The organism is Thermogemmatispora sp. (genome assembly GCF_042408735.1).
GTDB lineage: Bacteria > Chloroflexota > Ktedonobacteria > Ktedonobacterales > Ktedonobacteraceae > Thermogemmatispora.
The window spans coordinates 1-25582 of sequence record NZ_JBHOQV010000089.1 but is presented as its reverse complement, the minus strand read 5'-3'; the positions used below and the strand labels follow the sequence as shown (position 1 = coordinate 25582).

At 60.3% G+C, this 25582-nt stretch carries 17 protein-coding genes; 7 read left to right on the top strand and 10 right to left on the bottom strand.

Translation table 11 applies throughout. From position 1 onward, the window contains the following. Positions 1-177: 177 nt before the first annotated feature. The 4 genes from ACFMO7_RS07050 to ACFMO7_RS07035 all read left to right on the top strand — a co-directional run bounded on the left by ACFMO7_RS07050 (position 178) and on the right by ACFMO7_RS07035 (position 8523). On the top strand, positions 178-1164 hold the full coding sequence (locus tag ACFMO7_RS07050) for a serine/threonine protein kinase (RefSeq protein WP_376794816.1): 987 nt from the start codon (positions 178-180) through the stop codon (positions 1162-1164). A 129-nt stretch (positions 1165-1293) separates the two neighbouring features. Then, positions 1294-2148 carry a metallophosphoesterase gene (locus tag ACFMO7_RS07045; RefSeq protein WP_376794815.1) on the top strand — a complete coding sequence of 285 codons (855 nt, stop codon included), beginning with the start codon at positions 1294-1296 and terminating at the stop codon, positions 2146-2148. A gap of 486 nt (positions 2149-2634) precedes the next feature. After that, positions 2635-7215 carry a glutamate synthase large subunit gene (gene gltB, locus ACFMO7_RS07040; RefSeq protein ID WP_376794814.1) on the top strand — a complete coding sequence of 1527 codons (4581 nt, stop codon included), beginning with the start codon at positions 2635-2637 and terminating at the stop codon, positions 7213-7215. A gap of 291 nt (positions 7216-7506) precedes the next feature. Next, entirely contained in the window at positions 7507-8523 is a 1017-nt protein-coding gene (locus tag ACFMO7_RS07035; protein ID WP_376794813.1) for a hypothetical protein, read from the top strand. Positions 8524-8706: 183 nt separating this feature from the next. On the opposite strand, the gene ACFMO7_RS07030 is transcribed toward ACFMO7_RS07035, so the two are convergent. The 7 genes from ACFMO7_RS07030 to ACFMO7_RS07000 all read right to left on the bottom strand — a co-directional run bounded on the left by ACFMO7_RS07030 (position 8707) and on the right by ACFMO7_RS07000 (position 17333). After that, positions 8707-10401, bottom strand: a complete 1695-nt coding sequence (locus ACFMO7_RS07030) for an MDR family MFS transporter (protein ID WP_376794812.1) — start codon at positions 10399-10401, stop codon at positions 8707-8709. Between the two features lie 99 nt (positions 10402-10500). Further along, on the bottom strand, positions 10501-11094 hold the full coding sequence (locus ACFMO7_RS07025) for a TetR/AcrR family transcriptional regulator (RefSeq protein ID WP_376794811.1): 594 nt from the start codon (positions 11092-11094) through the stop codon (positions 10501-10503). A 131-nt stretch (positions 11095-11225) separates the two neighbouring features. Continuing rightward, positions 11226-12644, bottom strand: a complete 1419-nt coding sequence (gene murA, locus ACFMO7_RS07020) for a UDP-N-acetylglucosamine 1-carboxyvinyltransferase (protein ID WP_376794810.1) — start codon at positions 12642-12644, stop codon at positions 11226-11228. Next, complete coding sequence (locus ACFMO7_RS07015; protein WP_376794809.1) at positions 12641-14227, bottom strand: phytoene desaturase family protein; 1587 nt, start codon at positions 14225-14227, stop codon at positions 12641-12643. Before ACFMO7_RS07015 ends, murA begins: the two co-directional genes overlap by 4 nt. Positions 14228-14257: 30 nt before the next feature. Then, complete coding sequence (locus tag ACFMO7_RS07010; RefSeq protein ID WP_376794808.1) at positions 14258-15652, bottom strand: FHA domain-containing protein; 1395 nt, start codon at positions 15650-15652, stop codon at positions 14258-14260. Between the two features lie 235 nt (positions 15653-15887). Then, the gene (locus ACFMO7_RS07005) at positions 15888-16316 is read right to left on the bottom strand and encodes a zinc ribbon domain-containing protein (protein WP_376794807.1); all 429 of its coding nucleotides are present in this window, start codon (positions 16314-16316) and stop codon (positions 15888-15890) included. A 237-nt stretch (positions 16317-16553) separates the two neighbouring features. Next, positions 16554-17333, bottom strand: coding sequence for a hypothetical protein (locus tag ACFMO7_RS07000; RefSeq protein ID WP_376794806.1), 780 nt, complete (start codon positions 17331-17333; stop codon positions 16554-16556). A gap of 712 nt (positions 17334-18045) precedes the next feature. On the opposite strand from ACFMO7_RS07000, the gene dnaA reads away from it, so the two are divergent. The 3 genes from dnaA (at position 18046) to ACFMO7_RS06985 (ending at position 21826) form a co-directional block, all read left to right on the top strand. After that, on the top strand, positions 18046-19638 hold the full coding sequence (gene dnaA / locus ACFMO7_RS06995) for a chromosomal replication initiator protein DnaA (RefSeq protein ID WP_376794805.1): 1593 nt from the start codon (positions 18046-18048) through the stop codon (positions 19636-19638). A 252-nt stretch (positions 19639-19890) separates the two neighbouring features. Then, positions 19891-20601 (top strand): SDR family oxidoreductase, encoded by a 711-nt coding sequence (locus ACFMO7_RS06990; RefSeq protein WP_376794804.1) that lies wholly within the window; start codon positions 19891-19893, stop codon positions 20599-20601. Positions 20602-20770: 169 nt separating this feature from the next. Then, complete coding sequence (locus ACFMO7_RS06985; RefSeq protein WP_376794803.1) at positions 20771-21826, top strand: S-adenosylmethionine:tRNA ribosyltransferase-isomerase; 1056 nt, start codon at positions 20771-20773, stop codon at positions 21824-21826. A 262-nt stretch (positions 21827-22088) separates the two neighbouring features. On the opposite strand, the gene ACFMO7_RS06980 is transcribed toward ACFMO7_RS06985, so the two are convergent. The 3 genes from ACFMO7_RS06980 to ACFMO7_RS06970 form a co-directional block, all read right to left on the bottom strand. Continuing rightward, complete coding sequence (locus tag ACFMO7_RS06980; protein ID WP_376794802.1) at positions 22089-22964, bottom strand: class I SAM-dependent methyltransferase; 876 nt, start codon at positions 22962-22964, stop codon at positions 22089-22091. A gap of 386 nt (positions 22965-23350) precedes the next feature. Continuing rightward, positions 23351-24229: a class I SAM-dependent methyltransferase gene (locus ACFMO7_RS06975; RefSeq protein WP_376794801.1), complete on the bottom strand. Its 879-nt coding sequence runs from the start codon at positions 24227-24229 to the stop codon at positions 23351-23353. Between the two features lie 878 nt (positions 24230-25107). Then, the coding region (locus tag ACFMO7_RS06970; RefSeq protein WP_376794800.1) for an ABC transporter substrate-binding protein at positions 25108-25582 on the bottom strand (475 nt) is incomplete at its 5' end.

The window sequence follows — 25582 nt, the reverse complement described above, 5'->3', positions numbered from 1 at the left end:
CCGGGCGAAAGAGAAGAGGGAGTGGGGCAAGGAAGGACACTGGCAGGCTCCCTGGTGAGGTGATGAGGGTTGCCAGGGAGGAAGACCAAGACTGGCGAGGCCGATCCTTTTATGCTACACTGGGGAGAGAGACAGACTGGCACTGGCGACTATCTCGCGGAAAGGCGTACGGAGCCGATGCAAGGAGTCTATCCACCGGGGACGCGCGTCGACCACTATGAGATCGTGCGCATGCTGGGCCACGGCGGTATGAACCGCGTCTATCTGGCCCGCGACCTGCACAACCAGGAGCTGGTCGTCCTCAAATTCCCCAATAGTGAGCTGATCGGCAACATCGCCGTCTTCGAGCGCTACAAGCGCGAGGCGGAGGTTGGCCATCGTGTCAATCATCCCTACGTGCAGCGGCTGCTGAATGTAGATGAGCCGCGCTCTGAAGACTACCTCGTGATGGAATACATCAAAGGTCGCTCTCTGCGCGAGATTCTTGAGGAGCGCGCTCCCGATCCCCTGCCGGTTGCTGAGGCCCTGCGCATTGCCATTCAGATCTGTGAGGCTCTGGCCTATTGCCATGAGCATGGGGTTTTCCACCGCGACATTAAGCCCGAGAACATCCTGATACAGGAAAACGGGGATGTCAAGATCATTGATTTCGGCATCGCTCTGCTGGAAGGGGCGCGGCGCGTGACTTGGCGTGGCCTCTCCAGCACGGTGGGAACTCCCGACTACATGTCGCCGGAGCAGCTCAAAGGTGAGCGTGGCACCGCCCGCTCCGATATCTACGCGGTTGGCATCATCCTGTATGAGATGCTCTGTGGTCGTACCCCTTTCGAGGGCGAGAACGTCTTCGCCATTATGAATCAGCACGTCTCGCAAGATCCGCCCTCGATTCTTAAGTACAATCCGCAGCTCTCGCCGGAGCTGGAGACCGTGGTGATGCGCGCTATTCGCCGCGACCCGCAGAAGCGCTATCAGAGCATGCAGGAGCTGCTCCACGATCTGCGCAATCTGGAAGAAGTTAAGCCAGTGCCCTATACACCCGACCCAGCCCAGCTCGGCCAAACCGGACGCCTGATTCTGATCGCCTCCCTCGTCATTATCGCCCTCTCCCTCGCCATCATTGCCTTCGGATTTCTGGTGCAGTTTCTGCACCACTCAGTACGCTAAAGCAAGTAGATAGCACCACATCTCATATCCATCTTTGCTGGATCAGATAGCCAAAAGTGGCTTTTGGACGTACTGTTGTTTTTGTTGTTCCCGCTTCATGGTTTCTTGGGACGAAAGGGGGGCGATGCTATGTCTGGGTCCATCGCGGTTCCTATCTATCTTATCGGCGATGTACATGGCCATTTGAAGAAGCTGCTGACGCTTCTGCAGCGTGCCCGGCTAATCGATGGTCAGCAGCGCTGGAGTGGAGGTCAGGCCAGGCTCTGGTTTTTGGGCGACTTTGTTGACCGAGGGCCACATGGTATTGCGGTGGTTGAATTCGTCATGCGCTTGCAGCAGGAGGCGGCGGCAGCCGGAGGACGAGTCGAGGCCTTGCTGGGCAATCATGAGTTGCTCCTGCTGGCGGCCTATCGCTTTGGCCGGCGCTCTACTGGTCTCGGCAGCAGCTTCCTGGCCCGCTGGCGCAAGAATGGAGGCCAGCGAGCCGACCTGGCCGCTCTGCGCCAGCACCATGTAGACTGGCTGATGCAGCTACCGGCGATGGCTCTGGTGGCCGAGCACCTTCTCATTCATGCCGATGCCCCGCTCTATCTGCGCTATGGTCGGACGCTCGAGGAGGTCAACGCCTACTTCGCTCGCCTGCTGAGGCACAGCGATACCCTGGCCTGGGAAGAAACCCTGGACGACTTTGGGGCACGGGGCCTCTTTGCCAACCCGTTTGTGGGGACGGAGATGGCACAGCGCTTCCTGCGCTCCTTTGGGGGGCGCTGCCTTGTGCATGGGCACACTCCCATCAGCTTTCTGACTGGCCAGGCCGCCGGGAGAATCGTCGATCCCTGGATCTATGCGGGGGGCCACTGTGTTAACATCGATGGTGGCCTGCATCTGGGAGGGGCCGGCCTCCTCTATCAGCTTCGTGCGGCCCGTCAAGGCTCAGTCGCTCCTGTTCAAGGGGAGACGCCGCTGGAGGCTGCTGCCGGCTGACCGGCGCTGTTCCTGACCTGTCTGGCTGCCGCTCTAGTTGCCGATCTTTTCTTTCGCGAGCAGATAACCATATCCTTCCTTGTAGCCCTCCTGAACTCCTGAGACAGGCCGCGTGTGGGAACAGGGCGGTTCTCATGCGATCAGCTCGCTGGACAGAGCGTAGAGGCCGTGAGCGACTGTTACAGTGCTCACGGCCTCTGGCCCCTGCCTTCTTCACGGGTTTCCCCTTGCCAAAAGCCGCGTTCGTATGTTACACTTTTTGAACAGCGAACGCTGGTTGTTCGGCTGTATGGACCGTGACCAGGTGTCCGCGAGCCCCGCCGCTCTTCCCCGACCAATGCCGCTCATGTGTGCGCATCTGTGCGCCCTGCAATCCTGTCTATCCCGATGACCTCGGCGAGCGCTGTTCTGGTCGCCGACCTAGTGTGGCTCCGATGCTGGTGCCTCCTGGTCTTCTATGCTGTCTGTTTTACAGGAGGGCAATCTATGCAGCACCACGCTTCTGCTGATCCCGCATATCCGCTCTACGATCCCCGGTGGGAACACGATGCCTGTGGTACAGGCTTTATTGTACAAATTTCCGGAGAGCGCAGTCATGCGCTGGTAGAGATGGCCCTGGAGGCGCTGGCTCGCCTGACGCACAGGGGAGCCCAGGATGCCGATGCCGAGACCGGCGATGGTGCTGGCGTGCTGACCCAGCTTCCGACGGCCTTGTTCCGGGCGGAGCTGGAGGCCCAGGGGGTGAGGCTGCCAGAGACTCAGGCTCTGGCCGCGGGCATGCTCTTTCTCCCTTCGCGTGAGCGCTATCCCGAGGAGCTTGAGGCCAGTCGCCAGATCGTTGCGCAGACGCTGGCGGAGCTGGAGATCCCGCTCTTGCTCTGGCGCCAGCCGCCGCTCGACGAGAGCGTGCTCGGCTCCCAGGCGCGCGCAACCCTGCCGACAATTTCCCAGGTTTTGCTTGCATGTCCAGACAAGCTTACCCCCGAGGAATTCGATGCCGTTCTCTACTATGCCCGTCGCCAGATCGAGCGCCGCTGGCTAGAGGCTGGTCTGGACAAGGCTTATGTGGCCTCGCTCTCTCGCCATACCCTGGTCTATAAGGGCCTGATGGCTCCCGATACCCTGGCTCGTTTTTACCGTGACCTGGCCAATCCCCTCTACACCAGCGCTTTCGCTATCTTTCACCAGCGTTACAGTACCAACACTTTCCCCTCCTGGCCTCTGGCCCAGCCCTTCCGCATGCTGGCTCACAATGGTGAGATCAATACCCTGCTCGGTAATCGTAACTGGATGCGGGCGCGCGAGAAAGCTCTGACCGCCGCTCGCTGGGGGGAGAAGCTGGCCGATCTATTGCCTGTCATTCAGGAAGGGGGCAGCGATTCGGCTCAGCTCGATAACGTGCTTGAGTTCTTGACTTGTTCTGGCCGGGACCTGCTGCATAGTATGCAGATGTTGATCCCACCGGCGTGGGAGCAGATGCCGGAGCTAGATCATGCGTGGCGAGCCTGGTGCGAGTATCATGCGGGCCAGATCGAACCCTGGGATGGACCGGCGGCGTTGGTCTTCAGCGATGGGCGCTTTGTGGGCGCGGCTCTTGACCGCAACGGCCTGCGTCCGGCGCGCTACACTCTGACCTCGAATGGGCTGCTGATTCTGGCCTCGGAGGTCGGGGTGATTCCCTGTGAGCCGCATGAGGTAGTTGAGAAAGGGCGTCTGGGGCCGGGGCAGATGATTGCCGTCGACCTGGAGCGTCATGCTGTGCTGCGCGACGAGGATATCAAGACGATGTTGGCGCAGCGCCAGCCTTACGAGCAGTGGCTCGATGCTCATCTTGTGCGCCTGACGCGCCTGCCCCAGGTGGTTGCCTCCGAGCTGTGTAGTGAGGGTGATCAGCAAGAGCCGGATGCCGAGGATCTTTTCCAGCGTCAGTTGCTCTTTGGTGTGACCAATGAGGATGTAGAGCTGATTCTGCGCGCGATGGTCCAGAATGCCAAAGAGCCGATCTGGAGCATGGGAGACGATACCCCGCTTGCCTCCCTTTCCCTACGCTCCCGTTCCCTGGCCGACTACTTCCATCAGCGCTTTGCTCAGGTGACGAACCCCCCCATCGACCCGTTGCGCGAGCAGGTGGTCATGTCGTTGGACTGCTATTTGGGACGGCGCGAAAGCCTGCTCAGCGAGTCGCCGCGTCACGCTCATCTGATCCACCTGGAGACGCCGTTGTTGACCGAGGCCCAGCTTGAGCGGCTGCGCCATTTGGAGGACCAGGGCTTCCGGGCGCGCACTCTGGCGGCTACCTTTGCTCTGGCCGATGGTCCGGCTGGGCTAGAGGCGGCTCTGGCCCGCTTGGAGCGTGAGGCGGTGGCGGCTGTCCTTGAGGGCGTCGATCTCCTGATTCTGAGCGACCTTGGAACCGACCTGGAGCACGTACCTGTTCCGATGCTGCTGGCCGTTGGGGCTGTGCATCAGGAGCTGATCCGTCGGGGGTTGCGCACCTCGGTGTCGCTGATTTGTGAGACTGGGGCGGCCTGGGACATTCATCAAATTGCCTTGCTGCTCGGCTACGGGGCGGAGGCCATTATGCCCGCGGTAGCGCTGGCCACAGTGCGTGCTCTGGCCGGTGAGCGCCACCTGGAGTCGATCACGCCCGAAGAAGCGGTTGAGCGCTACTTCCACGGCGTTGAGGAGGGTCTGCGCAAGGTGATGGCGCGCATGGGCATCTCGACCGTGCGTAACATTATCGGTGGCGGGCAATTCGAGATTGTGGCTCTGGAGCCGACCCTGGTGGAGCGCTGCTTTGCCGGTTCTCCGGCCCATCCAGGCAAGGTTGGGCTGGAGCAGATTGCGCGCCAGTTGATTGAGCACCATCAGAAGCTGGCTCAGCCGGCTGAACAGACTGCGGTGGCTTCACGCGCGGCTGCCGGCACTGGGGCTGGGGCCGGAGCGGCTCATCAGCGGCGCAAGCTGCCCGAGGCTGGCTACTATCGCTACCGTCGCGATGCTGAGTATCACGCTTTCAACCCTCTGGTTGTGCGCGCTCTTCAGAAGGTGGCTCAAAGCGGGGACCCTGAAGATTATCGCCGCTTTACTGAGCTTATCTATGGACGTCCTCCCACCAATATTCGCGATCTGCTCAGCTTCGTGCCGCGTGAACCCATTCCCATCGACGAAGTTGAGCCAGTCGAAGCGATCCGCGCCCGCTTCGTGGTCTCTGCCATGTCGCTGGGTGCCCTCAGTCCCGAGGCCCATCGCACCATCGCGGCTGCGATGAATAGCATTGGAGGGCGCAACAACACCGGTGAGGGCGGCGAAGATCCCGATTGGTACTATGAGCTGCTCGAGGGCCATCCGGTCAGCAGCAAGATCAAGCAGGTGGCTTCGGCGCGCTTCGGAGTGACCACCGAGTATTTGGTGCGAGCCGAGGAACTAGAGATCAAGATGGCCCAGGGATCGAAGCCGGGTGAGGGTGGTCAGCTCCCGCCCAATAAGGTCACGCCCTTCATCGCTCGTCTGCGTCATACGGCGCCGGGCGTCCCCTTAATCTCGCCACCGCCTCATCATGATATCTACAGTATCGAGGATCTGGCGCAGCTGATCTACGATCTGCGTCAGGTCAATCCGCGGGCCCGCATCGGCGTGAAGCTTGTCTCCAGCAAAGGAGTAGGGACCATTGCGGCTGGCGTAGCCAAGGCCCATGCCAACTATATCCATATTGCCGGCCACGATGGCGGAACAGGGGCTTCGCCGTTCCAGTCGATCAAGCATGCTGGTATCCCCTGGGAGCTGGGCCTGGCCGAGACACAGCAGACTCTGGTGCGCAATGGCCTGCGTAGCCGCGTGCGGGTGCGGGTCGACGGTGGCCTCAAGACCGGGCGCGACGTGGTGATCGCGGCGATGTTGGGGGCCGATGAGTTCGGTTTCGGCACGGCCATCATGGTGGCGATCGGCTGCGATATGGCGCGTCAATGTCATCTGAATACCTGTCCTGCTGGCATAGCCACCCAACGTGAAGATCTGCGCGCCAAGTACACAGGTCGGCCACAGATGATTGTCAACTATCTGACCCTGCTGGCCCAAGAGGTGCGCCAGATTCTGGCTCAGCTGGGCGTGCGGCGCCTCGACGAAATCATCGGGCGGGCCGATCTGCTGCAGTGTCCCGATGATGTACGCATCGAGCTGGCCCCTATTCTGGCGACGCCGGCGGGCGGCTTTGTGGCCCCGGCGCCACCGCCTCCGGGTTCTCAGGTGGCGGCTCAGATCCTTAGCGAGGCCGAGCAGGCCCTAAACGGAGAGCGCAGCGTCTTCACCCAGCACAGCATTCAGAATGCCGATCGCACGGTCGGGGCGAGCCTGGCGGGAGAGATCGCGCGGCGCTATGGCAATAAGGGGCTGCCCGGGGTGAGCGTGACCTCGACTTTCCACGGCTCTGCGGGACAGAGCTTCGGCGCCTTCTGCGTTCCCGGTATGCGCCTGATTCTCAATGGAGAGGCCAACGACTACGTGGGGAAGGGAATGACCGGGGGCCAGATCATTATCATGCCGCCTCCCTCGGCGCGCTATCCGGCGCACAAGAATATTATCATGGGCAATGCTGTCCTCTACGGAGCCACCGGTGGCCAGCTCTTCGCCGCCGGCTGTGCGGGAGAGCGCTTTGCGGTGCGCAACAGCGGCGCCCTGGCGGTAGTTGAAGGCGTGGGGGCCCATGCCTGTGAGTACATGACCGGCGGCATGGTGGTGGTGCTCGGCAGCACGGGCATCAACTTTGGGGCCGGTATGTCTGCTGGGGTGGCCTACGTTCTCGATACCGAGGGCGTCTTCCCGCCGCGTTGCAACACCGAGTTGGTCGAGCTGCAGCGCATCAATGATCCCGATGAGGCCGAGGCGCTGCGCAAGCTGATTGTCCTCCATCGTAAGAAGACTCATAGCTGGCGCGCGGCTCAGATTCTGGCCGAGTGGGATCACATGCAGCGCTTCTTCTGGCGTGTGGCGCCACGCGAGCGCGTGCAGACGGCTTGCGATTTCTTGGGAGCCTATCCCGAGGAGAAGCGTGACGCCGTCGGGAGCTAGCGCCTGGCAAAAGAACATCGGGGCGACGGATGACTCCTTCCAGCGCTCCTCAATAACTGCAGCCCGCTGGCCAAAGCTCTAGCAAGGGGCGAGGCTTTAGCCTCACATCCGTGAGGCTAAAGCCTCGCCTTTTGCTTAGGGCCGCCGGTACGGTTCTCCTCCTTCCCAGGGTGTTCATTAATATGAAAATAGTTTCATCAAAAATGCCGCGATTATCTATAGACAAATTGGCATGTAGATGCTATACTCAGTGGCGTAAATAAGCTTATGAAGGGTGGCTCGTTAGGGTCTATGGCAGATGAAAAGTGGGATTGGAGTTCAAAGTACCTGTTTGGTCTTGATCCCCAGGGATGGACGACCTATCTGGTTAAGGGCGGGCGCTTTGTTGGAACGGTCTCCTCGCTCTTACGTATCAAGGAGCGTCGCCATCTGAACGCCGATAGCCTGTATATAATTGAGGTAGAGGGGGAGCGTTTGCTGCTGCATATTGAGTTTCAGACGCGAGCCCATAGCCAGATGGCGCGGCGCTTATGGGAATATAATGTACAGGCCTACTGTCAGTACGGCTTGCCGGTCTTGTCAGTAGTCATCTATCTGACGCCCTGTCAGGCGGCGGTATCGCCCTACCGCCAGCGCCTACCGATGCGCGAGAATCATCGGTTCTACTTCGATGTGATTCGTCTTTGCGATGTGCCGACACACGAGCTGCGGGCTGTGGGATCGCCAGCAGTGCTGCCACTGTTGACGCTCACGCGCGATGGCGCCAGGCGCGAGACAGTGGAAGAGGTGATCAGTGCGCTCGCTCCCGTGGCGGAGGCGACGCGCAATCAGTTGCTCTATGTGACCTATGTGCTGGCCTCACTAGTTTTCACCAAGGCTGAAGATAGCGAGTGGCTCAAGGAGAGGTTTGCTATGCTTGAGGATGTGTTTCAGGAATCCTGGCTGCATCGGGAGTTTATGCAACGGCTGCGGGAAAGGATACGCAGGGAAGCACGCGAGGAGGGGCTGAAGGCGGGACGCGAGGAGGGGCTGAAAGCGGGACGCGAGGAGGGACTGAAAGTGGGACGCGAGGAGGGATTAAAGGAGGCTTATAAGGAAGCTTATCAGGAAGTGCTTCGCCAGGGGCGTGAGATGCTGCTGGAGATCGTGCGATTGCGTTTCCCCGAGGAGCTGACGCTGGCCAGACAAGGAGCAGAGGCCGCCCAGGATTTCACCACCCTGCGCCAGACAACACTGGCCATCAGTCTGGCGCAAGATGTTCAAGAGGTGCGTCGCTTGCTGCTCAATTTGTCTGAAAATTCTCACTAAACTACTTTCGCTTCTTTTGGTTTTTTTTCTTTTCCTGAGGGGCTTGAGCAGCCATTGGATCGAGTCCTGAGGGCCGGATCGCTGGCTGTGGGCTGCCCCTCAGAGCTGCTTATTGCCACTCATCCGACGCCGCTCCTCTTCGGCCCAGTGCGAGGCGCCGTCAATGGGAGTGGGCTTGACAGGCTATGATGGCTCCGATGGGTTCGAGAGAGCAGGCGTTTCTTCCCCGAGCTGCCGGCTACTGCGCCGGCGACGGCTCAGAACCTGTTCCTTGAGAAGGCAGGAGGCGAGCAAGGTCAGGACGCTGATGAAAGCGCTCGCGACGAAAGCCTGATGCAGGCTCTGTACCAGACCGCTTTTCACCGCGTTGAGCAGGGTGGTGTAGGCAGCGGCGCCCTGCGGTCCATAGGCGGCAAAGGCTGTGCGAATCTGAGCCAGCGTCTCGCCTGGCGCGAGCAGCACCAACGGATCGGCAAAGGTAGCGATCAGTCGCGGCGGGAGAGCCTCCCTTAGGGTCGCTGGCAGCGCCGCGTGAAAGGCTGGCATATAGGTGGCGGTGACGATGCCCCCGAGAATGGCCAGACTGATGGTGCCCCCGAGCTGGCGGAAGAATGCCAGCGCCGCCGTGGCTTGGCCAATCTTATCCGGCAGGGCGTTCTGCACCGCCGTTGTATAGACCGCCTGACCTGCTCCCATACCAACCCCCAGCACCAGCATGGCGACCAGCACGTCTGGCCAGCTTGAGTGCACGTTCAGCCGCAGCAGCAGCAGAGTTCCCAGGAAAGCCAGCCCCGCCCCGGCGACCGCCTGCCATTTGTAGCGCCCCGTCAGAGAAAGCGATAGTCCCGTAACCACCGCGCCCGTAATGGCGGCCAGCGCCAGTGGGATAACCACCAGGCCGCTATTGGTCGCTGAGCTGCCGATGACTCCTTGAATGAAGAGCGGAATGTAGTAAGCGCTGCCCAACAGGGCCATGTTCAGACCGATAGTCACCATCGAGGCAACGCCGAAAATGCGCCAGCTACGCGCAAAAAGACCAGGTTCAAAGATCGCTTCCTTCCCCTGACGCTCCTGATAAGCTGCATAGAGAACCAGGAGGACCAGCATGACCATCCCGCCCGTCAGCAGGCCAACGATGGGCAACGAGAGCCAGGCGTATTGATTGCCTGCCCAAGAGAATGCGAGCAGCAGAGGGACCGTTGCGAGGACGACTAGCAGGGCGCCGGGGTAGTCAATGAAAACAGGCCGGCGCGCAGGCTGCAAGGGCGGCATGAACTGGATGAGTATCAGCAGCGCCGCAATACCAGGGGGCAGATTCACATAGAAGATCCAGCGCCAGGAAAGATGGTCGGTGAGCCAGCCGCCGGCCAACGGTCCCACGATGCTGGCCAGCGCGTACATGCTGCCCGTCACGCCCATCCATTTCCCTCGCTCACGGGGCGGAAAGAGGTCGCCCACGACCGCGCTGGCAATGGGCTGTAGACCGCCGGCACCGCCGCCCTGTAGGGCACGATAGATGATCAGTTGGGTCATTGACTGGGCCAGGCCGCTCAGCGCCGAGCCGATCAGGAAGAGCAAGAGACTGAAGAGAAAGATAGGCTTGCGCCCCAAAAGGTCGGAGAGCTTGCCGTAAATGGGAATGGTCACCGTCGAGGTCAGCAGATAGACGGTGCCAACCCAGGCGAGAGAGGCGAAGCCTTGCAGGTCGGCGGCGATCCGCGGCAGGGCAGTCGCGACGATGGTTTGATCGAGGGTCGCCAGAAAGAGGATCAGCAGGATACCGCCGATGGTGGCGAGAGTTTGCCGTCGGTTGTAGGGAAAGACATCTTCTCCTTGCGCACTGGACGGCGAGCGCGTTGCTTCCATATCTGACCGCATAAGCCTGACCCTCCTATACCTACATCAGGACATCAGGACGTATGATTTTAAGGAAGTAGGAACGACAACAGAACTGGCTAACCAGCACCTCAGCTCGTCTCAGCCTTTGAGGATACGCAAGATGCCCTCAACAGACGGCTGCGTAACGCTAGAGTTAATGAACCAGGCACCTGAGGCCAGGCCCAGCATCAGCGATCCATAGAGCAAGGTCAGTTCATCGGGGTCGCCGGCCACTACCTGGCCGGCGCGCTGACCCTCCACAATCAGCTCGCGAAAGAAGGCTTGTGACTCTCGTACATGGTACTGCACGAGTCCGCGGATCTCCTCGGGCACTGTCTCGCCGATCAGAGCATGCAGGACCACATGAACATAGGCGGGCTGACGGCGCATGCCTTCCCACATATAAGCCGTCAGACGAGAGAGCTTCTCCCAGGGCGTGCCAGCCTGCTCGCGTAATTGCTGCAGGCCCGTCTGCGAGCGATCCAGCGCCGTCTCAACCAGCGCTTTAAACAGCTCCTCTTTGCTGGAGAAGTAGCGGTAGATCAGCCCCTGGCTGATGCCGCTAGCCTCAGCAATATCGCTGATGCGCGTCAGCGCCAGCCCCTTGCGGGCAAAGACGACGGCGGCGGCATGGAGAATCTGGCGCCGCCGCTCATCGCGAATCTGGCGATTGGCCTCCTCACTGCGTGGCATAATGGTGCTGTTCCTCGCGCTCCCTTATCGATGAATGAATACACATTCATTCATCGATAAGGGAGTATACCCTCCCTGCCCTGGTTTGTCAAGTGACGGGGCAGGAGGGAGGAGGCGGAGCGCTGGCGGGGCTAGGCGGACTCCTCGTGTGAGGACGCTTTAGGGAACTGGACTCTTGAGGGGAGAGAGGCCTCGGAGTTGAGGTCGGCGGCCGGCGACGGACGAACCACCTCGAGGGAGGCGCCGAGGGCGCGCAGCTTCTCATCCAGGCGTTCGTAGCCGCGCTCGATATGCTCCACGCCATGGACCTCGGAGGTTCCTTCGGCGCAGAGGGCGGCCAGAATATACGAGCAGCCGGCGCGGATATCTGGGATATCCAGGCGGGCGGCGCTCAAGGGAGTTGGGCCGCGGACCACGCAGCTATGCAGATACTGCTTCTCGCGGAAGCGACACGGGACCTCGCCCAGGCACTTTGTATAGAGGCCGATGTGGGCCCCCATCGTCTTGAGGGCATGGGTGTAGCCAAAGCGATCCTCATAGATCGTCTCATGCACCACCGAAATCCCATCGGCCTGCGTCAGCAGAATCGTAAAAGGCTGTTGCCAGTCCGTCATAAAGCCTGGGTGAACATCCGTTTCCAGAGCGATTGGTGGGGGAGGGCGATCATCCCCGATAAAGCGAATGCCCTCATCCTCCACCTCGAAGCGCAGGCCCATCTTTGACAGCGTATTCAGAAAAGTCAGCAGCGTATCCTGCTGGGCCCCGCGTAGATAAATATCGCCTTTTGTCAGATAGGCGGCGATGGCCAGGGAGACCGCCTCATTGCGGTCGCTCAGGAGTGTATGGCGAGCCCCGCGCAGGCGTGGCACCCCCTCGATCACGATCCGGCGATCGACCTTCTGCTCGATAATGGCCCCCATTTTCTGCAAGAATTTGATCAGATCGATGATCTCGGGTTCGAGGGCGGCATTCTCAATGATCGTCACACCGCGTGCCAGAGAAGCCGTAATCAAAAAATTCTCGGTGGCCATCACGCTTGGAAAGGGCAGCCGGATAGTGGCCCCATGGAGGCCGCGGGGAGCGCTCATATAGTAGCGTCCCCCCAGCTCTACGATGGTCGCCCCCATCTGCTGAAGGCCATTCAGATGGAAATCGATCGGGCGAGCTCCGATGCGATCACCGCCAGGAAGAGGGATATCGGCCTCGCCGCAGCGGTGCAGCAGCGGACCGACCGTCAGAATCGCCATGCGATTCAGGCCGCCGATCGTGGCAGAAACCGAAGTCGAGTGGATAGCAGGGGTTCTGATCGAGAGCGTATGCTCCTGCTCATTGAGGGTCACCTCAGAACCCATATCCTGGCAGAGACTGAGCGTCAAATAGAGATCGCCGATGAGAGGCACATTGCGCAGCGTACAGGGTTCCTCGGTCAACAGTGAGGCGATGGTCATCTTCGTGACAGCGTTCTTCGCGCCGCTGACTGTCACCTCGCCGTGGAGAGGAGTGCCGCCGCGGATCAGGTAATAGGGAGCAGCCTTTGCGACGTCTGTCATGGATAGAGGGGTCTCCTTACCTGCTTGCGAGCATTGCCCGGGGCCGTCCATAACCAGCGCAGGGCATTCAGGCGGGAAGGCGGACGTTCCACGTAACCCGAGCGTGATCGGCGTGGCCTGGCCCTAAATGGCGGCCGGTCCAGCCAGCTCTGGTCTCTGGTGCCAGAGGTGGAAGGCTGTGGCAGACGAGGACTTCCCAGCGGGCCGGCGGCCTCGCCGCGCTCGATGGCATCGAGGAGGTCGAGCACGTGATTGACGCTCTGGGCGACTCCTTCGACCATCAGATAGCCGCTAGGCTTGACAGCATCGCCCACCAGAAAGAGGCCCTGGAGGGGTGTTACCGGCGAGAGATCGCTTCCCTGGGTCAGGCGATTCACCGGCCACTCGCCGCGGTAGACGCTCATCGTCAGGATACGGCAATGCCGTTCGAAGGTTTCTCCGAAGAGCTGCCGGAGATCGGCGATGGCCAGGGCCTTCTCTTCCTCAATATTATCGCTCTGGAGCACCTGATGCGTGATGAGCAAATGTTTCCCAGGAGGGGCCAGGCGAGGATCACAGTTCGTCGGCTGAACGATGCCGGCAATGCGCTGGGTATCCAGGCAGTACATAATCCCCCGGTGCGGGATCAAGGAAACATCGCTGAGCACATGGACCTTTAGCCCCACCGCTTCGCGATAGATCCTCTCAGCCTCAGTTGCAGTTGGTGCCATCTGGGGGGTCTGCCGCTGCTGCTTCAGGATCTCGGCCTGGCGCACCTGGCGATTCTCGATCAAAGCGTTGGTTGCACGAGGGCCGATATCGCTGACTACCAGGGAGGTCCGAAGCAGCAGCTCATTGCCGGTGGTCTTGTCGCGGGCCCGTACTCCTCTGACCTGCCCATCGGTGTGCAGAATTTGCAGGGCCTCATGGCTCAGGAGCAGGGTGGCCCCCCGCTCGCGCAAACGGCGCTCTAGTTCAGTTACCAGCGCGCCGCAGCCGCCCTCGACAATGCCGGGGGCGCCGTAGCGGAACATATTCTTTGTCGTGGCGATGACCTCTGCCGTCGAGACCTGGTCTAGCTCCAGACTGAGGGCAAAGCGGGCAATCCGCTCGAAGAAGGCCACCAGCTCACGATTGTGCCTCACATCGATGTGGCGGGCCAGCCAGGCACTGAAAGGCAGAGCGCCCTCTTCGGCGGGCAGCGGGCGGAAGAACATCAAGTAGCCCAGGCGCAGAAACCAGAAAAACTGGCGCGGGCCAAGGAAGCGGTAGACGCCGAGAAGTCCGCGCGCACGTACCTGGCGTCCGTGCACGTGGAAAGAGCCGAAGACATCGGCGTCAAGAAGACGGTGAGGGATCTGCAGGCGCCGCAGGGTGCGGGCCAGCACTCCGCTGCTGCCGAAAGGAACCATATGTACAGCACCGGTGCTGACCTGCACGCCCTTAAAGGTTTTAGCTGTAAAGCGTCCGCCGCAGTGGTCGAGCCGCTCCAGCAAAGCCACGCTCTTGCCGCGCTGCAGCAGTTGAGCGGCGCTGAGCAATCCTCCAAGGCCAGCGCCGATGACGACGGCGTCGTAGTGAGCTTCCTGCATTTCTCTAAACACAAGCCTGATTCATTAGAGTTTGGGCCGCTATCAGCGCTCTTCCCCGATCAGAGCGCGCAGCAGTGTATTGCACTCGGCCAGGGTATTGAGCACACTCTGATGGATCTGGAAGACCTTATTCAGCTCGCGAGCTTTGCGGGCGAGGCGTGTCACATATTCAATATCGCGCGGATTATTGGTCACATCTTCCATGAGTTGAATCAGCTCGGACCAGGCCAGGGCCTCGCGGCTGCGGGCCACATCTGCGATCGTCTGATCCATGCGTTCCGCTACGCGGCGCACGCCGGCCCGCAACTGATTCGTCGTTTGAGCGATTTCGGCCTCGTGGTTACGCAGGGCCTCTTGGGTGGCGTTCAGCTGCTCCTGGAGGGCCGAAACCTGGCCGTCGAGCGTGGCCAGCGCGGCCATCAGCGAAGACATATCTGGCAGAGCCGGAAGAGGAAGGCTTGTCAAGCGATTGAAGGTTACGCCATCGGCCAGGCTGGAAGCACTGGGCTGAGCGGCTTCGAGCGAAGCGGCAGCGGAAGCGACCGGCTCCGGCTCACGCGCAGGGCTGGGGGCGGCAGGCTCTGCCACGCTTGTGCTGCTGGCCGGGCCGCTCTCACCGCTGACAGATACAGCGGGGGCGGGTGAGGCCAGGCCAGCTCCACTGGCGGCCGAAGGAGACAGCTCGCTCTCCGAGTGCGTCGCGAACTGATCGAGCGAGCTAGCCGTCAGATTGCTGTCCTCGCGCGTGCGATAGGTTAGCTCGCCTGGCTGGATGCTGATCGTGGGCAGCTCATCGACGCTAACGGCCGGGGCCTGGAAGATCAGCTCGTGCTCACCGATGCCAATATGGTCGCCGTCTTTCAGCGTGTAAGGGACCAGCTCCTCGAGCTGCTGCCCGTTGACGAAGGTGCCATTGGCGCTCCGCTCATCGCGCAGGATATATTGACCATTTTCGTAGCGTACTGTGGCGTGGCGGCGCGAAGTCAGCTTGTCCTTAGAGAGGAGGATATCGCTGGTTGGAGCGCGTCCAATCGTAATTTCCTCCTTATCCAGGGTGTATTCCTGGATCACTTCGCCGCTCTCAGATTTCAGAATGAAGCGGGCTGGGTTTTTAATCTTGGGAACCGCCGTGGCCACAGCCGCTTCGTGGCTGGCGGCTGGCTGGACTGGAGAGGGCGATAGCTCCGTCGGTGCAGATGGAGAGGCGGGCATCGTCGCGTTGGGCCACCCTCCACCTCCGCCGGGCGAAGACGACGGCTGCGAACCAGCAGGGGCAGCTACCCACTCATCCTGAGCGGGCAGAGTGGCATCGCCCCCGGAGAGCGGGGCCTGGGCCGGCTCATAGGCGGGAGCGGAGGGAAGCAGCGGCTGACCACAACTCAAGCAGAAGCGATCCCCGGGCCGCGTTTCTGCACCACAACGGGGGCACTTATCCATAACAGATCTCCTCCCTTTGCTAGCACGTAGGCTTTGCTTTTGTGCTCCTCGTATACCTCACAGGAGTAATTAGCGCACTCGCAAAACTGTTGCCATTATACCAGAAGTGGTCACCGCGCGTCGAGCGGGTACACAAGCCGCAGGGAGCGAGCGCGATAGGACCTCTCATCTGGCCCCCTCCGCTCCCTTGCCCGGAGCAGAGACTCCTCCTCATTGGACCTGGCAGGAAGCGAAGCTACCAGAAGCGGTTTAGCCGTCCAAGCGTCCGGCGGATAACCGAACGCACGATCAGGTAGAGCAAGAAAAGGACCAAGGCGATCAGGCCAACGAGGCACCAGAAGAGGCCACGCAGTCCAGGGATGAACCAGGCCAGGAGGCCCAGGGTCGCAAGAGCTGCTACGGTGCCGCCGATCACGGCCAGCAGCAGCAGACCCACCTGCCTGAGGGCCGGCTGGCCTGGCGAGCCGCTGGCGAGCTGGAAGGCCGAGTCGGGCATCGGTTGCAGCGGCGCAGCGGCTGGAGGACCGCCCATGCTCATACCCCTGTTGCTCTGGGCGTTTGCCAGTCCGACCGGAGGCAGCAGCGGGGCGCCACAGTTCGTACAAAAGCGGGCCTGTGGGTCGCGAGGTGTGCCGCAGTAAGAGCAGGTGCCTGGTAGCTGCATAGACTTGCTCCTTTTATTGGCTACAGCTATTTTTGCAATTACATCTCTCCAAAGAGCACCTTCAGAATGTGGAGCCTCGGGACTGCTCTCATCCTCCGGTCGGGAGAGAGGAGGCTGTAGATAAGGATTTCTTTCTCTGCGCTCGTACACTCTTGTGGCCTGGGGCAGCAAAGCTGAGGGGGCGCAGAATAGCCAGGCCCTCTGCCGCGGGCGGCAGGGCGGCCCGCGGCCTCGTGGCTATGAAAGAGGGACCCAGGCCACATTGGGTTGCAGCGCATCGAAGAACTGCTTTAGCGTCTTCTCATCGCCGGGTGCGGAGAAGACGATGCTCGTCTCGCCGCGCACTCCGGAGCAGATGCGATTGGGGGTGCGGGTTGGCGTTGGACTCACCTGCGCGGTGGAAGTAGCCTTTGTCTGTGTGGCCTGTGGGCGAGCCGCTGCCGTAGGGGTCACCAGCGAAGCTGTGCACTGAAAAAGCGACTTCTGATTACGGTGTGGCGCCTCTGAGAGGCTAATGGCGCTCCCATCGGGCAGCAAATAAGAGATAGAGAAGTTGCCCCCAAAGATGGGGTCATGCACCGTGCCGAGCGCGCTGACCAGGCAAGTGCGAGCGGGCAGGCGAGGGGGCAGATAGACCGTGAAGCCGAGCAGGGGCTGAACCTGCTCCCAGTCCGTAAGGGTGCGCGGGCCGCTGCTTGGTGAAGAAGTCGCCTGGGCGGTCGCCGTGGCGCTGGCGGTCGCTGTGACGGTGGCCGTGGAGGCTGCCGGAGAGACAGTAGCGCCCTCATCGCGGAAGAGCATCGAGGGCTTCCCGCACCAATGGAGCTGATTCAGGGCTACACCTGCTCCGGTCGCCGTGGCGGTAGCGCCCTGCCTGGTACTGGTATTGCCGCCCAGCAAGCCAGAGCAGGCGGTGGTCAGCGATGCGATCAAGATAACCAGAGTCAAGAGTAGCAGCCAGCCGTATCCAGGCTTTCGCCGGTAGACAGTCGGTGCCGAGCGCAGCAGTGCTTTCATCGGTATCGTCGAGCAGCCTTTCCCTGTTCCTGCTAACTAAGGTGCCAGGCGAAGACGGGGAAGGGAGCGGCTGCCCCTCCTTTCTATCCTCTCTCTCAAGGGATGGCGGCGTAGAAGCGGGCAGGGCCGGACTGGTTGAGAAGCCTCGTCTGCAGCCCTCCTCTCTTTTCTCGCGAACGAACAAGAGTGGCAGGTGAGTGGCAGCGGCCAGACAAGAGCAGGGAAGGTCTGAGCGGGGGGCTGCGCGGGAGGGAGGCCAGGAGCCGGTGGTAGCAGAATGTATAGAGACAAGGCGAAGCGGTATCCTCCGCGAAGGTATGCTCCGCCTGCTCTCTCCCGCTTCCGGCGCCGACAGTACTTTTGTCCTCGCTCGCAAGAGCGCCCTGCGCGCTTTGAACCCAGTATATATTACTGGTAAAGGAATTCCTATGGTCTGCTTCTCATCTGGTACCAAAAGAGGGCTTTACAGCCTTTTGGTTTAGTGCTACCATTACCCTCTGCTATTCAGGAATACGTTCATCCGGGTGTTTTTTGTCCTACTCATCCGACCCTTGTACTACCAGCGTAGGGCAGAGCTGGCACCCCTCTAGCTGCCAAGTTGTTCTGAAAGATCCAGGCCTGTGACCTGGCATTCCTATGCCCGAACGAACCAAACCAGAGTGAACTGACGCAGCCTGAAGGCAGAGACGAACTGCGTATGAGGTGAGAGCCGGTGAATGCAAGACAGATCTGGAAAGCGACCCTGGAGCACATCCAGACCCGGGTCCAGCCGTCCGTCTACGATACCTGGTTTAGCGGGACGGTGGGTCTCTCGTTTGAAGAGAATGTCTTTATGGTAGGGGTGCCTTCGGCCTTTGCCAAGGCTCAGATGGAAGTGCGCTTTATCGATATGATCCGCTCGCTCCTCTCGGAGGTGATTGGCTGTCAGCCCGAGGTGCGTTTTCTGGTCACTAAAGGCTCGACTGTCAGTGAGGAGCTGCAGGAGTTGGAGCAGGAGGCTGCTCGGGGTGAGAGTCCTGCCCAGCGTTTGAAGCGCGCCTATCGCGCACCCAGGCATCGCCCGGCCCTGCGGGCAAAGCTCGACTCGTCTTCACCGGCGATTGCAATGACGTCTCAGGCCCCCGCTAACGCTCGCCCGGCCCCTCATCGCGCCGAGGCCCATGAGGAGGAGCAGGCTGCTATGTTTCTTGGCTATGAACGCTCCGCTGAGGAGAAGGCTGGAGGTGGCGGCGTGCAGGAGCACCTCTTTACTCCCATTGAAGGCGGCAGTATGCTGAATCCACGTTATACTTTCGATACCTTCATTGTCGGCAAGTCGAACCGCCTGGCTCATGCCGCCTCAAAGGCAGTCGCCGAGCGCCCCGGCTATGTCTACAATCCGCTCTTCCTCTACGGCGGGGTGGGCCTGGGTAAGACCCACCTGCTACATGCCATCGGCCATCACGGGGAGGCTGCCGGTCTCAGCGTCCTCTATACGACCTCCGAGAAGTTCACCAACGAAATTATCAATGCTATTCGCTTTCAGAAGACAGAAGAGTTTCGCGCGAAGTATCGCCAGATCGATATTTTGCTGGTCGACGATATTCAGTTTATCGCTGGAAAGGAATCGACGGAAGAGGAGTTCTTCCATACCTTCAACGCTCTCTACGATTCTAATAAGCAAATTGTGGTGACGAGCGATCGGCCTCCCAAAGCGATCGTGAGCTTGCAAGATCGCCTGCGCTCCCGCTTCGAGTGGGGATTGCTGGCCGATATTCAGCCTCCCGATTATGAGCATCGCCAGGCGATCCTGCGCTCGAAGGCTGAGTCGATGCGCTTCCAGGTTCCTCCAGCGGTCATCGACTACATCGCACGTCCAGAGTGCCGCAGCGTTCGTGAGCTGGAAGGGGCCTTGAAGCGGGTGATCGCCTATGCGACTCTCCATCAGGAGCCGCTCACTGTTGGCCTGGCTGCTAAAGCTTTAGAGCATATCTATAACAGCAAGCCGCCAGCGACGTTGACGGTGCGTGAGGTTCTGGAAGGGGTCTGCCGCTATTATAACGTCGATCCCGAGCAGTTGCGGGGAAAAGCGCGCGATCGAGAGATCGTCTGGCCGCGTCAAGTGGCAATGTATGTGATGCGCGAGCAGACCGATGCCTCGCTGCTGCAGATCGGAGCTGAGTTGGGAGGAAGGGACCATACGACGATCATGCATGGCTGGGAGAAGGTTCAGGCCGAGATGGCTACCAATGATCGCGTGCGCCGTGAGATTGCCGCAGTGATCGAGACGATCGAGCAGTCGAGGATGGGGCTGCGGCAGCTCTGAGCCACCAGGCCCCTGGTCCCGCGCCAGTGCCTGACCGGCAGTGTGCTAAACCAAAGAGAGCGCTGCACTGTCGGCCAGGCCCTTTTTTCTATCCTGCTGAGGATCTCGGTCTCGATTGAGCTTTTGGTCAAAGGCGACCTGTCCCTGTGGCCAGGTCGCAAGCTGTTCCCTTGCCCGGTGTGCGTTGGCTGCCGCTCGCTTATGATGGACCTCGCTTGTGTGGGCTGCAAGAAGCAAGGAGGTCTGTTCTCTATGATGTCTTCTTCTCTTCTGAAAGCTGAACGCCTCGGGCTGATCACAGGGGCTTCCCGGGGGCTGGGCCTGGCTCTGGCTCGCCGGCTGGCTCGCTCTGGCTGGCGGTTGATTATCGATGCTCGCACGGCCAGCGAGCTGGAACTGGCACGGAGCGAGTTGGCGCAGTGGAGTGAAATCGCTGCCATTGCTGGCGATATCGGTGCTGCAGAGCATCAGGAGGCTCTGGCCTCTCTGGTGGCGCGCTGGGGCAGACTGGACCTGCTGGTCAATAACGCCAGCATCCTTGGTCCCAGTCCCCAGCCTGTTCTCCTGGATTATCCTCTCGATATGCTGGAGCAGGTCTATCGTGTCAATACCTTCGCACCCCTCTCCCTTATCCAGCGCCTGGGTCGCTACCTACCATCTGGAGCGTGTATCATCAATGTTACCAGCGATGCGGCCCGCGAGCCGTATCCGGGATGGGGCGGCTATGGCTCGAGCAAGGCGGCCTTAGAGCAACTGACAGCGATTCTGGCCGCGGAGCAGCCGCAGTGGCGCATTTACCTGGTCGATCCGGGTGATATGAATACGCGCCTGCATCAAGAAGCCTTTCCTGGCGAGGATATTAGCGATCGGCCTCCGCCGGAGGTGAGTGTGCCAGGTCTGGTAGCCTTGATTGAGGGAGACTATCCCTCTGGTCGCTATCTGGCGCGCGAGGTGAAAAGATGATGCGCTGGCCGGTTGCAATCGGGATCTTTGACATTGGTAGGTGCCTATGAACATGTGGGAACAGGATTGGAGAGAACGGCGGCCGGAGGGAGAGGTACATGGGGAACAAGCCTACTTGAGGGCTACCCCGGGATGGTTGTCGAAGGGGGCCAGGTCGGAACTGACCGCCATGTCATTTCACTTGCCGCCGCAGTTGGAGGCTGGGGAACCCCCCGAGGAGCGTGGTCTGGCACGCGATGAGGTGCGCTTGCTGGTCTCCTATCGCCATGATCATCGCCTGGTGCATGCGCGCTTTCGGGATCTGCCCACGTTTCTCAGGCGGGGCGATGTCCTGGTCATCAATACCAGTGGGACGATGAAAGCTGCGCTGCATGCGGTGCGGGCCGATGGGAAGCGGCTGGAGCTACATCTTTCGACGCGCCTGGCGGCTGATCTATGGGTAATCGAGCTGCGGCTACCGCTGGCGCGTGGCTCAGAGCCTTTTTTCGAGGCTGTAGCTGGCGAGATACTGGCGTTGCCGCGGGGGGGACAGGCGCGACTCTATGCCCCCTACGGGCGGAAAATACGCGTGGGGGCGGGGGAGACCGCTGGGGCGCGGCTCTGGCTGGCAACGCTGGATCTGCCAGAACCCCTGGCGGCTTATCTCGAGCATCATGGCTTTCCTATTCGCTATGCCTATGTAAGGCAGGAGTGGCCGATTGAGTATTATCGCTCTGTCTTTGTGACGGAGATCGGGAGCGCGGAAATGCCCTCGGCCAGTCGACCGTTTACGGCTGAACTGGTCACTCGTCTGGTTGCTGAGGGCATTCAGTTTGCTCCTGTGCTTCTGCATACCGGGGTGGCCAGCCTGGAGGCGCATGAGCCGCCTTATGAGGAGTACTATCGTGTGCCTGCTGAAAGCGCTGAGCTGGTCAATGCGGCCCTCCGGCAGGGACGGCGGGTCATTGCCATCGGAACGACGCCGATGCGGGCACTAGAGACGGTTGTTGATCGATACGGAGTGGTGCATGCCGGCGAGGGCTGGACCGATCTCGTCATTACCCCGCTGCGGGGACTGCGCGCCGTCAATGGCCTGTTGACCGGCTTCCATGAGCCGCAGGCTTCCCATCTGGCACTGTTGGAGGCGCTGGCTGGACGGGAGCATCTGGAGCTGGCCTATGCCGCTGCTCTCAAGGAGGGCTATCTCTGGCACGAGTTTGGCGATGTCCATCTGATCCTGCCGTGAACGAGCCGTCCTCGGCGCTTCTTGAAGACAGCTCTGGCCCGACTTGAGGTCGGAAGCAGCCAACAGCATTCGCTCATCGACCTGGCGAATGCTGTTGGCTGCCTGGGGCCGCGCGGATGGGCACCGCTTCCCGCGAATCGGGACGCTCCTGGCTGCCGGACGACACGTGACAGCCTCTCGCCTCCTGGAGCCTGAGCGTGCGCCCTTGCCCGCTCTCTTCCGCGATGCGGGCAGCCTTGGGAGGAGTCGCTGCCCGACCTGGTTACTGCTCGTGGGTGTTCTGCCTCCGGCGTTCGGCAACGACGAGCTGGTGATAGAGTTTTTCCGTTTCGACCGTCAGCTCCTCCTGCGGGATGAAAGGATAGACCGGACGGTTGTACTCGTAGCTCTTGCGTGCGGTAGAGATAACGGTGGCCTGCCAGCCCAGGGAAGAGAGAAGAGCGACGGGGTCGTCGATCGTGCCTATCCAGGGTACACCAAGGCGGGCAACGCGCTCTATGCGCTTCTGCATTAGAGGCGAGGTGGTCATTGCGCTGTGGATCGCGTCGAAAGCTAGCCAGCTCTGCGGGGAACAGAGGTCGCCGATCTGCTCAAGCAGCTGGAAGATGACCGGATTGGGAAGGTAGAAGAGGAGGCCCTCAACCAGCCAGACGGAGGGTTGGGCAGGGTTATAGCCAGCCTCTAGCAATGAGTTGGGCCAGGAGGCTTCGGTTAGATCGACAGGCACAAGGCGGCGCTGGCAGCGTGGGATGGCTTGCTGGGCATGTAAGATCTGTTCCTTGTATTGGAGGACGGCAGGCTGATCCAGCTCGAACAGGCAGGTATCCGGAGGCCAGGACAGGCGAAAGGCGCGCGTGTCAAGGCCGCAGGCAGGCATGACAAGCTGACGGATGTCCGATAAAGCGATGGTCTGGTGCAAGAATTCATCGAAGAAGCGGGTGCGCACGATGATGCCCCCGCCGGCATCTTCGAGCTGGAGAAAGCGGCGTTCGCCTTCAGGACCAGCCAGGGCGGCAGCCCACGGGTCATCGAAGAGGCGGTCCGCTCGCTGACTCTCATGGGCGCGCACGGCAGCCGTCATATATGCTGTCTGTCCGATGGAAGCTTTCGGAAGAGTGGTTTTGTATTGCTCTGACATCGGGTTGATCCTTTCCAGAGTGAGTCTGATCGGCTAGAATGACAACAGGCCAGATCATGGGGATCGGTAGACTTCCCTGCCGACGGTGTCGCTGCTCTGACCGATCCGTTACAACTGCGAGCGGCGGATGGCCTTCGGGACAAGCCTGAGTCCGGTTGCAATCTGGAGCGAGAAGCTCTGCGGCGTCTCTTCCTGACTGCGTATGCTAGCGCTTGTACTGAGGCGGGGACCGCGCGCTGTTGTATGAACAAGAAAGAAGCTGTATCAGAAGAGAATTTAGCAGCGAATAGTGATTTTGAAGCCTTGCTTCGGATCGGTTTTGCAAGCGAGTAACTACCTCCTTGTCATGGGTGGTGAGCGAAAGCGAAGAGGAACGGTGCATTTCATCAGTGATCAGCAAGAGCGGAGGGTGGGCCTTTTCTCTTGGCGGTTACCAGCATGTGATAGAGCCTCTCTGTCTCTGGGGATAGCTCTTCCAAGCCAATGAAAGGGAAAACAGCTCGTCCGTACTCGTAACCCTTGTGGGCACTTGAGACGAAACTTGTTTCCCAGCCGAGAGCCTCTAGCAAGCCAACGGGATCATCGATTGGCCCGATCCAGGGTGAGCCGGCCCGGGCAAGGCGCTCAATTCTTGGCCGAGTCAGGGGAGAGCTGAGCATCGCGCTATGAACGGCATTGAAAGCTAGCCAGCTATTTTCGGCAGCTATCTGACTGATGGCTGACAATAGCTGCTGGGACTGCTCAAGCGGAAGATAGGCCAGCAAACCTTCGATGAGCCAGGCCGAAGGAGTGGAGGGATCAAAACCAGCTTCCAAAAGTGCGCTGGTCCAGTCAGGCTGGGCCAGGTCTGTGCTCACGAGGATGCGCTCGCAGTGTGGCTGTGCCTGAAGGGCCTGGAGAACAGCTTCTTTGTAGGACAAAATAGGGGCCTGATCCAGCTCGAAGAAGCGGGTGGCAGGTGGCCAGTTCAGGCGAAAGGGGCGGGTATCAAGGCCGGCAGCCGGCAGAACAATCTGGCGTAGTCCCTCCTTGTACGTTATCTGTTGGAGCCATTCGTCGAAGTAGCGGGTGCGTACAATAATCGATCCTCCCTGGTCCTCAGTGCTGGCAAAGCGCTCTACCCCCTCGGGTCCAGCCAGAGAGGCCGCCCAGGGGTCATCGAAGAGGCGGTCCTCGCGCTGGCTCTCGTAGGCCCGAGCTGCGGCTGTCAGGTAAGCGGTAAGGCCAAGAAGCTGCTTCCTGGAAGACGAGTCATAATCTGACATAGCAAACCCTCCTGCACCTTCGAACGAAGAGGGACAGTCGGTCCCCCGTAAAGGATTGATCAACCAGGCTAAGAAACTGATCGCTGTCGTAGGCTGAGTAAAGGAGCGGCTGATAGTTGGGGCTGATAAATAAACAAGCCTTGCCAGGCTGAGCTGCCTTGCTTAAGAAAGCTGCTCTGTAGGAGTCAATCGCACCTGTAGCTTCGCTCAGGAACACCGTAGGCAGCCAGCCAAGAGAGCGCATCACCGGCTGCCCTGATCCAGGTACCAGGGCCAGCGACCGGCTTTGTGCCTGCCTCTGGTAGAGGGGGAAGCCACATAACGCTCTGCACTGTGCAGCCTCAAAGTCCTGCCAACTGTCAGGGGCCGTCAGACGACTGATCACACCAGGCCAATACCCGATTGGCCCTTCTGGGGGTGAGAAGAGAAGGTCTTCTCGCGGCCAAGCTGCGAGAAGCTTGCGATGATTGCCGGCCTCTCTCGGAGCGATTGGCCACTCTGGCGAAGTCCGGTCGACAATCAATCTGTATTGATATTGATTGCAAGAGGGCTGAGCGCTGTATTGGTGAGGGATCTCCTCTTTTTTATACTCAGGAGCTGCCACCTGATTCAGATCGAAAAGGCTCCCCCTGGCTGGCCAGCTCAGGCGAAAGGGGCGAGTAGCTAGTTCTGCATAAAAAGCACTACCTGTCTGATAATCTCTCAGATATCTTTCGATGAAGATAATCACTGCAGAGGCGAGTAGATACCACTGTTGGCGATTTGTTGTTAAAACTTCTTCTAACTTGATGAGCTTTTCCCGGATTACATCAAGGGAAGAGCTGCCGATTGGCCGGCGGAGAGCGCGTGCGGCAGCTCTTCCCTGGAAAGCAAACTGGCTAGACCTGTGGTGTAAAGCCCTGCATGGCCTGAGTGGCAGTTTGCATATCGACCAGGGTGCTGAAAGGTGGGACTTTCTTGACAACGCCTGTCTGAAGAGCGAAGGAAGCGCTGACGCTATATCCCTGCTCATCGACGATAGGCGTGGTGGCGTAGGAGTTGGCCAGGTGTTGAGCAGCGGCATTGGCCGTCTTCTCATCGATGTGGGTGTACTTCTGCAGGATCTTGATGGCCTGGTCAGGGTACTTGTGGATGAAGGCCAGTGCTGTAGCCATAGCGCGCACCAGAGCTTTTATAGCGTTCGGTTTAGCGCGGATGAGACTGGCCTTAGCATAGAAGACAGCGTTGAGCTGGCCTCGCATTTGAGGAACGTCGCCGCCAGCGGGGCTGATCAGGATCCGGCCCAGGCCCTGGGTCTCGACGGTCTCGCCGACAGGCTTGAAGAAGCTAAGGGCATCGACTCGGCCAGTCTTG

What these genes read in the sequence shown, in the direction of transcription:
- ACFMO7_RS07030 (WP_376794812.1), bottom strand. Translation starts at nt 10,401, where the DNA reads ATGCGGTCAGATATGGAAGCAACGCGCTCGCCGTCCAGTGCGCAAGGA.
- ACFMO7_RS07025 (WP_376794811.1), bottom strand. Translation starts at nt 11,094, where the DNA reads ATGCCACGCAGTGAGGAGGCCAATCGCCAGATTCGCGATGAGCGGCGG.
- ACFMO7_RS07050 (WP_376794816.1), top strand. Translation starts at nt 178, where the DNA reads ATGCAAGGAGTCTATCCACCGGGGACGCGCGTCGACCACTATGAGATC.
- ACFMO7_RS06990 (WP_376794804.1), top strand. Translation starts at nt 19,891, where the DNA reads ATGATGTCTTCTTCTCTTCTGAAAGCTGAACGCCTCGGGCTGATCACA.
- ACFMO7_RS06980 (WP_376794802.1), bottom strand. Translation starts at nt 22,964, where the DNA reads ATGTCAGAGCAATACAAAACCACTCTTCCGAAAGCTTCCATCGGACAG.
- ACFMO7_RS07010 (WP_376794808.1), bottom strand. Translation starts at nt 15,652, where the DNA reads ATGGATAAGTGCCCCCGTTGTGGTGCAGAAACGCGGCCCGGGGATCGC.
- ACFMO7_RS06975 (WP_376794801.1), bottom strand. Translation starts at nt 24,229, where the DNA reads ATGTCAGATTATGACTCGTCTTCCAGGAAGCAGCTTCTTGGCCTTACC.
- gltB (WP_376794814.1), top strand. Translation starts at nt 2,635, where the DNA reads ATGCAGCACCACGCTTCTGCTGATCCCGCATATCCGCTCTACGATCCC.
- ACFMO7_RS06985 (WP_376794803.1), top strand. Translation starts at nt 20,771, where the DNA reads ATGTCATTTCACTTGCCGCCGCAGTTGGAGGCTGGGGAACCCCCCGAG.
- ACFMO7_RS07000 (WP_376794806.1), bottom strand. Translation starts at nt 17,333, where the DNA reads ATGAAAGCACTGCTGCGCTCGGCACCGACTGTCTACCGGCGAAAGCCT.
- ACFMO7_RS07005 (WP_376794807.1), bottom strand. Translation starts at nt 16,316, where the DNA reads ATGCAGCTACCAGGCACCTGCTCTTACTGCGGCACACCTCGCGACCCA.
- murA (WP_376794810.1), bottom strand. Translation starts at nt 12,644, where the DNA reads ATGACAGACGTCGCAAAGGCTGCTCCCTATTACCTGATCCGCGGCGGC.
- ACFMO7_RS07045 (WP_376794815.1), top strand. Translation starts at nt 1,294, where the DNA reads ATGTCTGGGTCCATCGCGGTTCCTATCTATCTTATCGGCGATGTACAT.
- ACFMO7_RS07035 (WP_376794813.1), top strand. Translation starts at nt 7,507, where the DNA reads ATGGCAGATGAAAAGTGGGATTGGAGTTCAAAGTACCTGTTTGGTCTT.